The organism is Streptomyces sp. NPDC005438, from assembly GCF_040606315.1.
In the GTDB taxonomy this organism is placed as follows: domain Bacteria; phylum Actinomycetota; class Actinomycetes; order Streptomycetales; family Streptomycetaceae; genus Streptomyces.
Genome location: NZ_JBEXEP010000004.1, coordinates 249,529 through 263,930, shown reverse-complemented (window position 1 = coordinate 263,930; position 14,402 = coordinate 249,529). Strand labels below are relative to the sequence as shown.

The window sequence follows — 14,402 nt, the reverse complement described above, 5'->3', positions numbered from 1 at the left end:
TGTCGCTGGGGTGCCGTCTCAGGGACGTGTCATGTCCTTGGGTCCGAGGTCAAGGAGCATGAGGACCTCGTCGCGATCGTCCCCGGGGCCGAACCGGAGGGCTCCGCGCCAGCGCCCGATCTCTTTCCCACCGAGCCGTTCGTAGAAGTTCTCCAACCCGACGCCAGCTCGTACGGCCAGGTGCAGTTGCTCAAGCCCCATCTCGTCGCGGGCGACGGTATGGGCCTCCTTCACCAGGGCGGCGCCGATGCCCTGACGACGCCGGTCGGTGCGGGTCTGGAGGTGGTGGAGGGTTCCCCAGTGGGCGATGAGCGGGAAGGTGTCGCGCCGTATGGTGAGCCAGCCCACCAGATCCTCGCCGTCCAGTGCCATCAGGAGGCGGCAGGTCTGAGGGGCGAGGCTTTCGAGGATGGCATCGAGAGCGGGAGTGGCATCCCGGCGGCCGACGGGCGGGAAAGGAAAGCCGGCCGCGCCGCCCGCGTTGGAGACGTCGATCCAGCAGTCGATGAGGGCCCGCCGCTGATCCGGGGTGATGTCCCGCGCGGTGGTGGCCTGGGCCAAGCGGAGCGAGTCGGAAGCCATACGGGGAGGGTGCCAGCACCTACTGACAGTGAAGGGCGGCGCCCGCACCCGCACGGCCTGTGGGGCTCAAGTCCCGTGCGGGAAAGGCCGAGCCGACCTGGATGCCTGCGGCCGTCTCGCCAGCTCGCGTTCGGGGTTGGGCCGCTCCACGAACGTCACGGCGAACTCCCGCGCATGGTGCCGACGCGCGTTCGCACGACGGACGGCTGGCCGAAAGAGCGCTTCCGCCCGCCGTACGCCGGGGGGTTGGCCTTCCACCCGACATCAGCCCTGAGCATCCGTGTCCCGGCCCACCGCTCTGACCTGGTGCCTCTTTCGGTGTCTCACGGCAAGGCATCCGTCTCAGGGACGTGTCATGTCCTTGGGCGTTCGGCCACGGCCCTCCCCGCCCGACGCCGGTAGCTCCACTCCAACGACGTTCTCAGCCCAGCGCGAGCCACCGGATGCCCAGGCGGTCGACGTCAAGCGCTTCTTCCTTTGTGATCGGCTCACGCCCGGTCGCCTTGCGCAGGAAGCGAAGCCGCCCCCAACCCAGCTTCTCCAGTGCCGCCACACCATCCGGGTCGAGCAGCAGATCCCGCACCAGGTCCGCGGCCTGGGAGGTCAGCCACGGCTCGCGTCCCAGGGCGTCGGCCAGGTCCAGGCCGTGCAGGGCGACCTCAACCACCCGCGTCAGCAGGAACTCCGACAGGAGCATCGGATCGCCGTGCCTGGTGCGGACCACACGTCCTTCCGGCTCAGCCCTGCACAGTCGGTCCACCCGCTGACAGGTGGCCCTGAAGTCCTCGACGAGGGCGGTGCCACTCAGTTGCTCGGCCGCGTGGGCCTGGGCCAGAGCGATCCGAGCCGCGTTGGTTCTCGGAGCGAAACGGTCGTCGGGCCGGTAGTACTCCGCTGCGGAGACCTCGGCGCACGTCGGCGCCGATGCGGTCAGCATGTCGGGAAGCCAGGCGATCACCACCCGAACGTGCGCCAGCAAGTCGCACACTCTCCACGGTTCGCACCGCGTCGGCAGACGCCACTCAGCCTCCGAGACCTCGGTCATCGCCCGCGCGAGTTGCCCAGTCTCAAGAGAGAACGCTTCGACTACCCGATCCTGGTTCATGCCGAATCCAGCTCCCTGGGCCCGTGGTGGGCGACATCCGCTCCTGTCATCAAGGCCCAGTATCGGTCTCCGTATGACCAGTGCCGCCACCTGGTGGGGTGGCTGGCCAGGTCACATCCCGATGGGGGCGGGCCTCATCGCTGATCTGGTCAGCCCACGGGTAGCGGGCGCCCACGCTGTCCTCAGGAGTCGCGTTCATGCGGGTGCCCAGGTCGAGTTCACGGCGGTCGGCGTCCGCGAGCGTCAGGTCAACGGCTGCGCCGGCGCTGTGGGGTGCGGTCTCAGGCGGGACACGTAGCGGTTGGCTGCCGAACGTACCGGCTCAACGGGCCAGTTCGGGGTGATCGGCCCGCAGTTGATCTCCGTACTCGTCGAAGTGGTGACCTTGCGGGGACGGCAGGCGACAGTCCTCGACGAACCGCAAGCGTCATCCTTGAGGCAGCTCTGACCGCCCTTGAGGAGTCGATCGCGCACTCCCTGCCGCAGGTGGGCGAAGGCGCCCCGGGGTGCTGCCCCTTGGCTCATCGACCAGCGAAGAGGCCCGTACGCCGGTCTCGGTCCGCTACGAGAGCACCACGGTGATGACGGGTACTCGGCGGCGACGTCCACCGCGCCCCCGGCTCACGAGTGACTGGCCCGGGTGGCCAGGGTGTCAGCGTTCGCTCCCCGCATGGAGAGGTCGCCCGTTACGCCACCAGGAAGAACGCACCCACCGAGCCGCGAGCCTCACCAACAGCCCCCTACATGCCCCCGGCCATGTCCTGGAAGCGGCTGTAGTGGCCCTGGAAGGCGACGGTGATGGTGGCCGTGGGGCCGTTACGGTGCTTGGCCACGATCAGGTCGGCCTCTCCGGCCCGGGGGGACTCCTTCTCGTAGGCGTCCTCGCGGTGGAGCAGGATCACCATGTCGGCGTCCTGCTCGATGGAGTTGTGGATGTGGACGCCGTTGGCGACGAAGTTGTGGGTGCCGGGCACCGTGGCGTCGTAGACCTCCCGCTCCCCCAGGCTGTCCAGGGAGACGACCTCGTCCCAGTGGACGTCGCTAGTGGCCACCAGGTGGAGGTCCCGGCTCTCCAGGAGTTGGGCGACCCGGCCCAGTCGGCCTCGCCCCGGGGGCGTACCGGGCTGGGCGAGGCCCAACTCGGCCTGGAAGGCGGGGGTGGTCACCGACCGGTCCCGCATCACCTCGCGTACCGCACCCCACACGTCCTGGGGCACCGTGTCCACCTCGGTGGGCGCCGCCACCCGCCGCAGCCGCTCGCTGGCGGTGATCAGCCGGCGGTCGGGGTGGTCGGAGGTGCCGACCTCGCTGAGGAACCGCTGGCGGTCCTCGACGCCCGGGACGTCCACCGTCCACCGGGCCGGTCCCGGGGTGCCGTGGCTCCGGCGCACCCGGGCCTGGATGTCCAGGCGGGACAGCAGCTGTTGGAGGTCGCGCGCCAGTCGTTCGGCGCTCGTGGTGAGGCGTACCCGTGCCGTCCCGGAGTCGGGTGCCGTGACCGTCCCGCCGGCGGACCACAGGTGCCGCAGGAACAGTCGGACCTGGTCGTCGGGGAGTGCGTGCACCGTGGCGGGCAGGAACCGCTCGTGCGGCTGCCTTCCGTGGAGTCCCAGGCCCTCCAGCCAGGCGGTCAGCGGGTGTACGCCCGCCGGGGAGGAGGTCGGCGGGGAGAGGCGCCAGCCCTTGCCGTGCGACTGCCGGTGGGCGGTGAGGCCGAAGTGGGCCGCCGCCTCCTCGACCGCGCGGAGGTTCGCCTCGGCGCCACCGGGCGCGCCCGCGCCGAACACGTACGGCGGCTGGGCGGGCGCCGGGGAACCGTCGCCCAACAGGTGCGCCAGCAGGAGGACTTCGGCCTCGGGGCGCCGCTCGGTGCGGGAGGGCGGGCTGACGTGGCGGGGGACCGCGACCCGGGTGCCGGCGGCCAACTCGCCCAGGGGCGCCCAGCCGTCGTAGGTGAGGAACGGGTGGTTGGCGGTGGCCTCGATCTCCCGGCCCGAGGCCAGCCTCAGCCGGAAGACCTCCTTGCGGCCACTGGGGAAGACGTGGGTCATGGTGCGCGGGACCATGCGGAGGTGCTCGTCCAGTGACCAGACGGGGATGTCGCGGGCGCCGCTCGCCAGGAGTTCGCCCATGGTCACCTCGACCCCGGTGTCCGCCCGCAGCACGCGGGTGTCCGCCGTGACGCAACCGGACTCACGCAGGTCGGAGACCATGGGCTTCTTGTCGGTGCGCTGCTCGGGACCACGGTTGAGCTGGCTGAGCGCGATCACCGGGACCTCCAGCTCCTTGGCGAGCAGCTTGAGGTTCCGGGACATCTCGGAGACCTCCTGCTGCCGGCTCTCGGGCCGGCGGGAGCCACCGGTCTGCATCAGCTGGAGGTAGTCGATGACGACCAGCCGCAGGTCGTTCCGCTGCCTGAGGCGGCGACACTTGGCGCGGATCTCCATCATCGACAGGTTGGGGGAGTCGTCGATGTAGAGCGGGGCCTCGGTGACGTCGGGCATCTGGCGGGCCAGTCGGGTCCAGTCGTCGTCGCTCATGTTGCCCGAGCGCATGTGGTGCAGGGCCACTCGGGCCTCGGCGGACAGCAGGCGCATGGCGATCTCGTTGCGTCCCATCTCCAGGGAGAAGATCACGCTGGGCAGGCCGTGCTTGATGGAGCAGGCGCGGGCGAAGTCCAGGGCGAGGGTGGACTTGCCCATCGCCGGACGGGCGGCGATGACGACCATCTGGCCGGGGTGGAGGCCGTTGGTGAGGGAGTCGAGGTCGGTGAACCCGGTGGGTACGCCGGTCATCTGGCCGCTACGCGAGCCGATGGCCTCGATCTCGTCGAGCGCGCCCTCCATGATGTCGCCGAGGGGGAGGTAGTCCTCGCTGGTGCGGGCTTCGGTGACCGCGTAGATCTCCGCCTGGGCGGAGTTGACGATCTCGTCCACGTCACCGTCGGCGGCGTATCCCATCTGGGTGATACGGGTGCCGGCCTCGACCAGGCGCCGCAACACCGCGCGCTCGTGGACGATTTCGGCGTAGTACTCGGCGTTGGCGGCGGTGGGCACCATCTGCACCAGGGAGTGCAGGTAGCCGGCTCCGCCGACCCGGGCGATCTCGCCCCGCTTGGTCAGCTCGGCGGCGACGGTGATGGGGTCGGCGGGCTCGCCCTTGGCGTAGAGGTCGAGGATCGCCTGGTAGACCGTCTCGTGGGCGGGCTTGTAGAAGTCGTGGCCCTTGAGGACCTCGACCACGTCGGCGATGGCGTCCTTGGACAGCAACATGCCGCCGAGCACGGACTGTTCGGCGTCGACGTCCTGCGGCGGCATCCGCTCGAAGGTCTGGGGGGCGTCGAAGCCGGGGCCGTCGCCGTAGTCCGGGGGTTCGGCGCCCATGTCCTGGCGTACGCCGCCGCGCTGACGTGACATGGGGAGGCGGTCGCCGGGGCGGCCGTCGAACTGCCGGGTGTGCTCGGGGTGTTGGGTCACGACGGCGCCTCCTTACTCCCTCGGTCGGGCTCTGCGTGACCGTCCGTCGGACGGGCGTCGCGTGGACCGCCGGCGTGGGTCCGGCCGGGCGAACCGCCGGCGACGTTCCCCATTCCTACGGCATGGGTCTGACAGTGCGGCACCCGACACCGTTCACGGTGGGGTGACCCCGGTCGGTACGCGGGAGGCCGAGGTGACGACCAGGGAAACAGGGGCGGGCGCCGGTCTACGGTAGGACGACGGGAGGGCTGGGCCAACCACGTTGTCCACAGGCCCTGTGGACAACGCACAGGAAGCTGTGGACAACCGGCCCCAGCCTGTGCACGAGTCGGGGGACAGTGTGTGGAGAAGTCGGCCACGTTCTCGCGATCATCGATCTGACCAGCGGTTTCTCTATCCCGAGCCTGTGTGCGGAAAAAACTTCACCACAGGGGCGAGAGACCGCACAGCTGACCCACTCCCGCTCACGGCACCCTCACATTTGTAAGAGGTGTAGGGCTTTGCATCTCTTACCTGTGGATGCTTTGATCTCACCATGTCCCCAGCGGAACCACAGGGCCCCAAGCCCCGCAAGCGCCTCCGCGCCGAGGCGGCTCGCCACCACGACCGGGAGATCCTGGCGCTGGCACTGCCCGCCTTCGCGGCACTGGTCGCCGAGCCGCTGTTCGTGATGGTGGACAGCGCCATCGTCGGACACCTCGGCACCCCCCAGCTCGCCGGACTGTCGGTGTCCGCCGCCCTGTTGCAGACCGCCGTCAACGTCTTCGTGTTCCTCGCCTACGCCACCACCGGCGCGGTGGCCCGCAGCGTCGGCGCCCAGGACCTGTCCGCCGCGATCCGCCAGGGCGTGGACGGCATCTGGCTCGCCCTGCTGCTGGGAGCGGTGGTGGCCCTGACCGTCTGGCCCGCCGCCCCGACCCTGGTGGACTGGCTGGGCGCCTCCGCCACGGCCACCCCGCACGCGGTGACCTACCTGCGGATCAGCGCCCTGGGCATCCCGGCGATGCTGGTGGTGCTGGCGGCCACCGGCGTACTGCGCGGACTCCAGGACACCCGAACCCCCTTCTACGTGGCGGTCGGTGGCTTCACCGCCAACGGCCTGCTCAACCTGGCCCTGGTCTACGGCGCGGGCTGGGGCATCGCCGGCTCCGCCTGGGGAACGGTGCTGGCCCAGTGGGGCATGGCCGCCGTCTACCTGACCGTGGTGGTACGCGGAGCACACCGGCACGGCGCCTCCCTGCGCCCCCACCCGGCCGGTATCCGGGCCAGCGCACGGGCCGGGGTGCCACTGCTGGTCCGTACCCTCTCGCTGCGCGCGGTGATGGTGATCGCCACCGCCGTCGCGGCCCGGCTGGGGGACGCGGACCTGGCCGCCCACCAGGTGGCCCTCACCGTCTGGTCGTTGCTGGCCTTCGCCCTGGACGCCATCGCCATCGCCGGCCAGGCCATCATCGGCCGGCACCTGGGGGCGGACGACGAGGAGGGGGCGCGGGCGGCCTGTGCCCGGATGGTGTGGTGGGGGGTGGTCAGCGGACTGGTGCTGGGCGCCCTGGTGGCCCTGTCCCGACCGTGGCTGATGCCGTTGTTCACCTCGGACCGGGAGGTCCACCACGCCCTGGGCGCCGCCCTGTTGGTGGTGGCGGTGACCCAGCCGATCGCGGGAGTGGTGTTCGTACTGGACGGTGTGCTGATGGGGGCCGGCGACGGGACCTTCCTGGCCGGCGCGATGGTGCTGACGCTCGCGGTGTTCGCCCCCGCCGCGCTGGCGGTGCCCGCCCTCGGAGGTGGGCTGACGGCCCTGTGGTGGACGGTGGCCGGACTGATGATGGGGATGCGCCTGGTCACCCTCGGCCTGCGTACCCGCTCCGGGCGCTGGCTGGTGACCGGCCCGGTACGGGCGGGCTGAGCCCCGGTACGCGGGCGGGCACGCCCCCGTACGGCTGCCCCGGCGAGGTCGCCAGCCCGGACGTCCGGCTGCCCGGGGCGGGCTGAGCCCCGGCGAGGTCGAGGTGACCGGGGGAGACGTCAGCCGTCGCTCCGGTACCGCAGGAAACCCCGTACCGGAGCGCGCGGTTGGCCAGGGGGTGCCCCGGACTCCCAGGCCTCCAGGCTCCCAGGGCCCGGGCCCGGACGACGACCAGGGCCGCGCCCCCGAGCGGGGGACGCGGCCCTGGTGAGGTGTGCGCCGGATGACGGGGTACGTCAGGCGGCGGAGACCTCCAAGCCGAAGTGGGCGACGACGTCGTCGTGCAGCCGCACCGAAACCCGGTGCGCGCCCAGCGACTTGATCGGGGTGCCGACCTCGATACGACGCTTGTCGATCTCGGGGCCGCCGGCCTCCTTCACCGCGCCGGCGATGTCGGCGGGGGTGACGGAACCGAAGAGCCGACCGCCGTTGCCGGCGCGGACCTTCAGCTTGACCTGGACGCCTTCGAGCTGGCCGCGAACCTCGTTGGCCTGCTCGATGGTGGCGATCTCACGGATCTTGCGGGCGCGGCGGATCTGCTCCACGTCCTTCTCGCCGCCACGGGTCCAGCGGATGGCCAGACCGTTGGGGACGAGGTAGTTGCGGGCGTACCCGTCGCGGACCTCCACGACGTCGCCGGCGACACCGAGGCCGGAGACCTCGCTGGTGAGGATGATCTTCATGCTGTGGTCACCCTTCCCTTATCGCGCGGTGGAGGTGTAGGGCAGCAGCGCCATCTCACGGCTGTTCTTCACGGCCGTGGCGACGTCACGCTGGTGCTGGGTGCAGTTGCCGGTGACTCGACGGGCACGGATCTTGCCGCGGTCGGAAATGAACTTCCGCAGCAGGTTGGTGTCCTTGTAGTCGACGTAGGAGATCTTCTCCTTGCAGAACACGCAAACCTTCTTCTTCGGCTTGCGCGGAGGCGGCTTCGCCATGGTCTCTCTCCAGTGATGTCAAGAAGTGTGGTGCTGGCCCACTCCCTCGTCGGCCGCCCACTGGGGGCGGGCCGTGGGGAGTCGGCTCAGAAGGGAGGTTCTTCCGAGTAGCCGCCGCCGGAGCCGCCGCCCCAGCCGCCACCCTGCTGGCCACCGCCGGCCGGGGCACCGGTCGCCCAGGGGTCGCCGCCCCCGGGTCCGCCACCCTGACCGCCGCCGCCCTGCGGGGGACCGCCCCAGCCGCCGCCGCCCTGGCCGCCACCGGCCGGGCCGCCACCGCCGCCCCAGTTGCCACCGCCACCACCGCCGCCACGGGCACCGGTCTTGGTGACCTTGGCGGTGGCGTAGCGCAGGGCGGGACCGATCTCGTCGACCTCCAGCTCGACCACGGTGCGCTTCTCGCCCTGTTGGGTCTCGAAGGAACGCTGCTTGAGCCGACCCTGGGCGATGACGCGCATCCCCTTGGTGAGCGACTCGGCGACGTTCTCCGCGGCCTGCCGCCAGATCGAGGAGCGCAGGAACAGCGGGTCGCCGTCCTTCCACTCGTTGGTCTGGCGGTCGAACATCCGGGGCGTGGACGCGATGGTGAAGTTCGCGACGGCCGCACCGGACGGGGTGAAGCGCAGCTCGGGGTCATCGGTCAGGTTTCCGACGACGGTGATGACGGTCTCGCCTGCCATGGGTGAACCTCTCGGCGGGTGCTGCTGGCTGCTTGTTGCTACTCGGTCCCGAGGTCGCTGTGCCCTGGGGCTCAGCGCGCCTGGGGACGCAGGACCTTGGTCCGCAGGACCTGTTCGTTGAGGTTCATCTGGCGGTCGAGTTCCTTCACGACCGCGGGCTCGGCCTGCAGGTCGATGACCGAGTAGATGCCCTCGGGCTTCTTGTTGATCTCGTAGGAGAGACGGCGACGCCCCCAGGTGTCGATCTTCTCGACCTTGCCCTTGGCCTCACGGACCACGGACAGGAAGCCCTCGATCAACGGGGAGATCGAGCGCTCCTCGATGTCGGGGTCGAGGATCACCATCACCTCGTAGTGACGCATGTGTAACCCACCTCCTCTGGACTCAGCGGCCACGGGCGATCCGTGGCAGGAGGGTTGAGATGCGTACGCGACGTTAGACGACTCCACTGACAGTGCCCCGGGGGGCGGATGTCGGGAGGCTTCGTTTCGTCGCAGACCGCACAGCGTACTCGTCCCGGGCCCTCCGGTTGAAATTCAGTCCCAAACCAGAGCAATCTGGATGTATCGGCTGGATGCGGTGCCCGCCGTCGGGCGCGTGCCGCCGGGTACGGGAGGTCCTCATGGCACAGGCGGCACGGCCCCGGAACGGCCCGTGGGCCCTGCTCGACACCGACGGCCGGCGCCACCCCCTGCAGAACGCCTGCGCCACCCTGGCGCTGGGCCTGGGGCTGCTGGCCCTGATCACCGCCTACTGGCACGACCTGCACCTGGTCAGTTCCTGGGCGGGACTGGTCGGCGTCCTGGTGGGCGGCTGGGGCCAGATGATCTCGGTCACCACCGCCGAGCGCTTCGTGCTGGTGGTGGGGCTGGGCACCTCGGCGCTGGGCTTCTTCCTGGGCATGGCCCACGGCGGACTGTTCGGCGGGCTGGTCGGCTAGTCCGAGGGCGGCGCGCTGCCCCGGGGGCGCTTCCGGGGTGAGCAGCCGTCACGGCGCCCGGGGTGCGCCGGCGTGGATCGGGGCCAGCGGCGGATTCCCCGGCGTGCGCGGGAAGTAGGCTTCGTCGAGACCTGACAAGTCGCCGGAGGAGCGCCCCGTATGAGCCTGACCCTGAGGACCATCAGCCGTGATCAGCATCTGGCGTACATCCAGAAGCTGCCGTCGGCGAGCCACTGTCAGGTCCCGGCCTGGGCGGACGTCAAGAACGAGTGGCGGGCGGAGAACCTCGGCTGGTTCGACTCCCACGACCAGCTGGTGGGCGTGGGACTGGTGCTCTACCGCCAACTCCCCAAGGTCAAGCGGTACTTGGCGTACCTCCCGGAGGGCCCGGTCATCGACTGGTTCTCGCCCCGGCTGGAGGACTGGCTCAAGCCCATGCTGGCGCACCTGAAGGAACAGGGCGCGTTCTCGGTGAAGATGGGCCCGCCGGTGGTGATCCGCCGCTGGGACTCCGCCGCGATCAAGTCCGGCATCCAGAACCCGGAGGTCAAGCGGCTGCGTGAGGTGGAGGCCACCCACATCGAGCCGCGCGCCTTCGAGGTCTCCGACCGGCTGCGGCGGATGGGCTGGCAACAGGGCGAGGACGGCGGCGCCGGGTTCGGCGACGTACAGCCCCGGTACGTCTTCCAGGTGCCGTTGGAGGGGCGCTCGCTGGAGGAGGTCCACAAGAACTTCAACCAGCTGTGGCGCCGCAACATCAAGAAGGCCGACAAGGCCGGCGTCGAGGTGGTCCAGGGCGGCTACGGGGACCTGGAGGAGTGGCAGCGGCTGTACGAGGTCACCGCCGAGCGGGACGGCTTCCGGCCCCGGCCGCTGGGCTACTTCCAGCGCATGTGGCGGGTGTTGAACGGCGAGGAGCCGGACCGGATGCGGCTGTACTTCGCCCGCCACGAGGGGGAGAACGTCGCCGCCGCCACCATGCTGATCGTCGGCGGACACGTCTGGTACTCCTACGGCGCCTCGGCCAACCACAAGCGCGAGGTGCGCCCCTCCAACGCCATGCAGTGGCGGATGCTCCAGGACGCGCACGCCCTGGGCGCGTCGGTGTACGACCTGCGCGGCATCTCCGACTCCCTGGACGAGAACGACCACCTCTTCGGTCTCATCCAGTTCAAGGTGGGCACCGGCGGGCAGGCGGCCGAGTACATCGGCGAGTGGGACTTCCCGCTCAACAAGCTGCTCCACAAGGCGCTGGACATCTACATGTCCCGCCGCTGACCCTCCGCCCCCCCCCGACCCGCATCCGTATCCACATCCGTCCAGAAAGGTTCCGTACCGGTCATGGCGCTCACCCTCTACGTGGAGACCGAACGTTGGCGGGCCCACCAGCAGTCGGTGATCCAGCAGTTCCCGGGGCTGGTCCCGGTCTGCAAGGGCAATGGTTACGGCTTCGGGCACGAGCGGCTGGCCGAGGAGGTGACCCGCTTCGGCTCGGACGTACTGGCCGTCGGCACCACCTACGAGGCCGCCCGCACCAAGGACTACTTCAGCGGTGACCTGCTGGTGCTCACCCCGTTCCGCAAGAACGAGGAGCCGGTGCCGCTGCCGGACCGGGTGATCCGCTCGGTGTCCTCGGTGGAGGGCGTGGGCCTGATGCGCGGCGCCCGCATCGTCATCGAGGTGATGAGCAGTATGCGCCGGCACGGGGTCACCGAGCAGGACCTGCCGCACCTGCACGCCGCGATCGACGAGGTACGGCTGGAAGGCTTCGCCATCCACCTGCCGCTGGACCGCCCGGACGGCAGCGACGCCGTGGACGAGGTCCTGACCTGGATGGACCGGCTGCGGGCGGCCCGGCTGCCGCTGGACACCATGTTCGTCAGCCACCTCCAGCCGGAGGAGTTCGCCCGGCTCCAGGAGCAGTTCCCCCGCACCCGGTTCCGCGCCCGGATCGGCACCCGGCTGTGGCTGGGGGACCACGAGGCGACCGCGTACCGGGGCTCGGTGCTGGACGTCACCCCCGTGACCAAGGGGGAGCGGTTCGGGTACCGGCAGCAGAAGAGCGCCGGGGACGGCTGGCTGGCGGTGGTGGCCGGCGGCACCTCGCACGGGGTGGGCCTGGAGTCGCCCAAGGCCCTGCACGGCATGACCGACCGCGCCAAGGGGGTGGCCCGGGCGGGCCTGGCCACCGTCAACCGCAACCTGTCGCCCTTCGTGTGGGGCGGCAAGCAGCGCTGGTTCGCCGAACCCCCGCACATGCAGGTGTCGATCCTGTTCATCCCCTCCGACGCCCCCGAACCCCGGGTGGGCGACGAACTGGTGGCCCACCTGCGGCACACCACGACCATGGTCGACCGCACCGTGGACCGCTGACCCCCCGGCGGTACGGGAGGCGGCGCCGGTACGCCGACTCCCGTACCGCGCCGGGCGGTCGGGCCCGGTGGGGCACCGCACGGTGAAGTCCCGCGGGGCACCGTGCCGTTGAGCCCCCACGGAGCTTCCGTACACAGAACGACGGCCACCCCGGGCTGGATGCTCGGGGTGGCCGTCGCGGGTGGCGGACCGGGTCGGCTCAGCTGTCGGCCTCGCCCCTGATGAACCGCTCGACGTTCTCCCGCGCCTGGTCGTCGAAGTACTGCACGGGCGGGGACTTCATGAAGTACGAGGAGGCCGACAGCACCGGGCCGCCCACCCCACGGTCCTTGGCGATCTTCGCGGCGCGCAGGGCGTCGATGATCACGCCGGCGGAGTTGGGGGAGTCCCAGACCTCCAGCTTGTACTCCAGGTTGAGGGGAACGTCGCCGAAGGCGCGCCCCTCCAGGCGGACGTAGGCCCACTTGCGGTCGTCCAGCCAGGCCACGAAGTCCGAGGGGCCGATGTGCACGTTGTCGGCGCCCAGGTCGCGGTCGGGGATCTGGGAGGTGACCGCCTGCGTCTTGGAGATCTTCTTCGACTCCAGCCGCTCGCGCTCCAGCATGTTCTTGAAGTCCATGTTGCCGCCGACGTTCAGCTGCATGGTGCGGTCCAGGATCACGCCCCGGTCCTCGAACAGCTTGGCCATCACCCGGTGGGTGATGGTGGCGCCCACCTGGGACTTGATGTCGTCACCGACGATCGGCACCCCGGCCTCGGTGAACTTGTCGGCCCACTCCTTGGTGCCGGCGATGAACACCGGCAGGGCGTTGACGAAGGCCACCTTGGCGTCGATGGCGCACTGCGCGTAGTACTTCGCCGCCTCCTCGGAGCCCACCGGCAGGTAGCAGACCAGCACGTCCACCCGCTCGTCCCGGAGGGCCTGGACGACGTCCACCGGCTCCTCGGTGGACTCCTCGATGGTCTGGCGGTAGTACTTGCCCAGCCCGTCCAGGGTGTGGCCGCGCCGCACGGTGATCCCGGTGGGGGGCACGTCGCAGATCTTGATGGTGTTGTTCTCGCTCGCGCCGATGGCGTCCGAGAGGTCCAGGCCGACCTTCTTGCCGTCGACGTCGAAGGCGGCGACGAACTCGATGTCGCTGACGTGGTAGTCACCGAACTGGACGTGCATCAGGCCCGGGACCTTGCTGTCCGTGTCGGCGTCCTTGTAGTACTCGACGCCCTGTACCAGCGAGGCGGCGCAGTTGCCCACGCCCACAATGGCTACGCGAACCGAACCCATTCCGGCTGCTCCCTGTTTCTCGTGTTGCTAGGTCACCGCGGTGCGCGGGGCCTAGGTGGTGGTGTCCTCGGACGGATCCGGCGGGGTTCCACCCCGGTGCCGGGGCAGACCGCCCGTTTCTCCTTCTGTGCGCGACCCGGGCCGCCGTGGACCGGCGGCCTCCGGCTCGTCGCGTCCCGCCCGCTCGCTCTCGATCAGCTCGGTGAGCCAGCGGACCTCGCGCTCCACGGACTCCATGCCGTGGCGCTGTAGTTCGAGGGTGTAGTCGTCCAGTCGCTCCCGGGTGCGGGCCAGCGAGGCCCGCATCTTCGCCAGCCGCTCCTCCAGCCGGCTGCGGCGCCCCTCCAGCACTCGTACCCGTACGTCGCGTGAGGTCTGGCCGAAGAAGGCGAACCGCACGCCGAAGTGCTCGTCCTCCCAGGCGTCGGGGCCGGTCTGGGCGAGAAGCTCCTCGAAGTGCTCCTTGCCCTCGGCGGTGAGCCGGTAGACGATCTTCCCCCGCCGTCCGGTGAGCGGAGCGGCGAGGGGGTCACCGGTCTCCATGGCCGGTTCCTCGACCAACCACCCCTGTCCCACGAGGCTCTTGAGGCAGGGGTAGAGGGATCCGTAGCTGAAGGCCCGGAAGACGCCCAGCGAGGTGTTGAGCCGCTTGCGCAGCTCGTACCCGTGCATGGGGGACTCGCGCAGCAGCCCGAGTACCGCGAACTCGAGGATGCCGGACCGCCTGCTCATGCTCCGGTCACCTCCGAGTGGTCTCCGTCGTGGTGGGCCCACCGCCCCGTCGGCGGGTGGACCGGCCGTCTCCCGACCGGGCCCACCGGCCGTACGCCGACCGCGTCCCCGGCCGATGACCGCACACCGCACGCCGTTCCCTGCGGGGAGCGGTGACCGGTGCGCGTATCGCGGAGTGATGTAACCCCACGATGTATCGGCTCGATACATCTCGACGATAGAGCGCGGGAACCGGGACGACAAGAGGAGGGTGGGTGAGCGGGCTCACAACGAGGCCGGGAGGGTTCTCCCGAGGCCACATCTCAGATTCGCGGCAAGGGAGTTGGGC

At 70.4% G+C, this 14,402-nt stretch carries 13 protein-coding genes and 1 pseudogene; 4 read left to right on the top strand and 10 right to left on the bottom strand.

The window, feature by feature from the left end; genetic code table 11:
• Nucleotides 1-18: 18 nt before the first annotated feature.
• From ABZT14_RS11420 to ABZT14_RS11405, 4 genes and pseudogenes are all read right to left on the bottom strand, one after another.
• Nucleotides 19-582: a GNAT family N-acetyltransferase gene (locus ABZT14_RS11420; protein WP_356299698.1), complete on the bottom strand. Its 564-nt coding sequence runs from the start codon at nucleotides 580-582 to the stop codon at nucleotides 19-21.
• A 421-nt stretch (nucleotides 583-1,003) separates the two neighbouring features.
• Nucleotides 1,004-1,687, bottom strand: coding sequence for a maleylpyruvate isomerase family mycothiol-dependent enzyme (locus ABZT14_RS11415; protein WP_356299696.1), 684 nt, complete (start codon nucleotides 1,685-1,687; stop codon nucleotides 1,004-1,006).
• Nucleotides 1,684-2,212, bottom strand: a pseudogene (locus ABZT14_RS11410) (dipeptidase). Before ABZT14_RS11410 ends, ABZT14_RS11415 begins: the two are co-directional and overlap by 4 nt.
• Nucleotides 2,213-2,427: 215 nt before the next feature.
• Nucleotides 2,428-5,070, bottom strand: a complete 2,643-nt coding sequence (locus tag ABZT14_RS11405; RefSeq protein WP_356300174.1) for a replicative DNA helicase — start codon at nucleotides 5,068-5,070, stop codon at nucleotides 2,428-2,430.
• A gap of 628 nt (nucleotides 5,071-5,698) precedes the next feature.
• On the opposite strand from ABZT14_RS11405, the gene ABZT14_RS11400 reads away from it, so the two are divergent.
• The gene (locus tag ABZT14_RS11400; RefSeq protein ID WP_356299694.1) at nucleotides 5,699-7,069 is read left to right on the top strand and encodes an MATE family efflux transporter; all 1,371 of its coding nucleotides are present in this window, start codon (nucleotides 5,699-5,701) and stop codon (nucleotides 7,067-7,069) included.
• 296 nt (nucleotides 7,070-7,365) lie between these two features.
• On the opposite strand, the gene rplI is transcribed toward ABZT14_RS11400, so the two are convergent.
• From rplI to rpsF, 4 genes are all read right to left on the bottom strand, one after another.
• Nucleotides 7,366-7,812, bottom strand: coding sequence for a 50S ribosomal protein L9 (gene rplI, locus ABZT14_RS11395; protein ID WP_356299693.1), 447 nt, complete (start codon nucleotides 7,810-7,812; stop codon nucleotides 7,366-7,368).
• 18 nt (nucleotides 7,813-7,830) lie between these two features.
• On the bottom strand, nucleotides 7,831-8,067 hold the full coding sequence (rpsR, locus tag ABZT14_RS11390) for a 30S ribosomal protein S18 (protein ID WP_018838794.1): 237 nt from the start codon (nucleotides 8,065-8,067) through the stop codon (nucleotides 7,831-7,833).
• An 86-nt stretch (nucleotides 8,068-8,153) separates the two neighbouring features.
• Complete coding sequence (locus tag ABZT14_RS11385) at nucleotides 8,154-8,747, bottom strand: single-stranded DNA-binding protein (RefSeq protein WP_356299690.1); 594 nt, start codon at nucleotides 8,745-8,747, stop codon at nucleotides 8,154-8,156.
• Nucleotides 8,748-8,818: 71 nt separating this feature from the next.
• A complete protein-coding gene (gene rpsF / locus ABZT14_RS11380) occupies nucleotides 8,819-9,109 on the bottom strand; it encodes a 30S ribosomal protein S6 (RefSeq protein WP_356299688.1) in 291 nt (96 codons plus the stop codon).
• A gap of 260 nt (nucleotides 9,110-9,369) precedes the next feature.
• Here rpsF and ABZT14_RS11375 point away from each other — a divergent pair, with 260 nt between their 5' ends.
• The 3 genes from ABZT14_RS11375 to ABZT14_RS11365 all read left to right on the top strand — a co-directional run bounded on the left by ABZT14_RS11375 (nucleotide 9,370) and on the right by ABZT14_RS11365 (nucleotide 12,060).
• Nucleotides 9,370-9,687: a hypothetical protein gene (locus ABZT14_RS11375; protein WP_356299686.1), complete on the top strand. Its 318-nt coding sequence runs from the start codon at nucleotides 9,370-9,372 to the stop codon at nucleotides 9,685-9,687.
• Nucleotides 9,688-9,846: 159 nt separating this feature from the next.
• Entirely contained in the window at nucleotides 9,847-10,965 is a 1,119-nt protein-coding gene (locus tag ABZT14_RS11370; protein WP_356299684.1) for a peptidoglycan bridge formation glycyltransferase FemA/FemB family protein, read from the top strand.
• Between the two features lie 63 nt (nucleotides 10,966-11,028).
• A complete protein-coding gene (locus tag ABZT14_RS11365; protein WP_356299682.1) occupies nucleotides 11,029-12,060 on the top strand; it encodes an alanine racemase in 1,032 nt (343 codons plus the stop codon).
• Nucleotides 12,061-12,259: 199 nt separating this feature from the next.
• Here ABZT14_RS11365 and ABZT14_RS11360 read toward each other — a convergent pair whose 3' ends face one another.
• Both ABZT14_RS11360 and ABZT14_RS11355 read right to left on the bottom strand, forming a co-directional pair.
• On the bottom strand, nucleotides 12,260-13,342 hold the full coding sequence (locus ABZT14_RS11360) for an inositol-3-phosphate synthase (RefSeq protein ID WP_356299680.1): 1,083 nt from the start codon (nucleotides 13,340-13,342) through the stop codon (nucleotides 12,260-12,262).
• 51 nt (nucleotides 13,343-13,393) lie between these two features.
• Nucleotides 13,394-14,074 (bottom strand): PadR family transcriptional regulator, encoded by a 681-nt coding sequence (locus ABZT14_RS11355; protein ID WP_356299678.1) that lies wholly within the window; start codon nucleotides 14,072-14,074, stop codon nucleotides 13,394-13,396.
• Nucleotides 14,075-14,402: the final 328 nt, after the last annotated feature.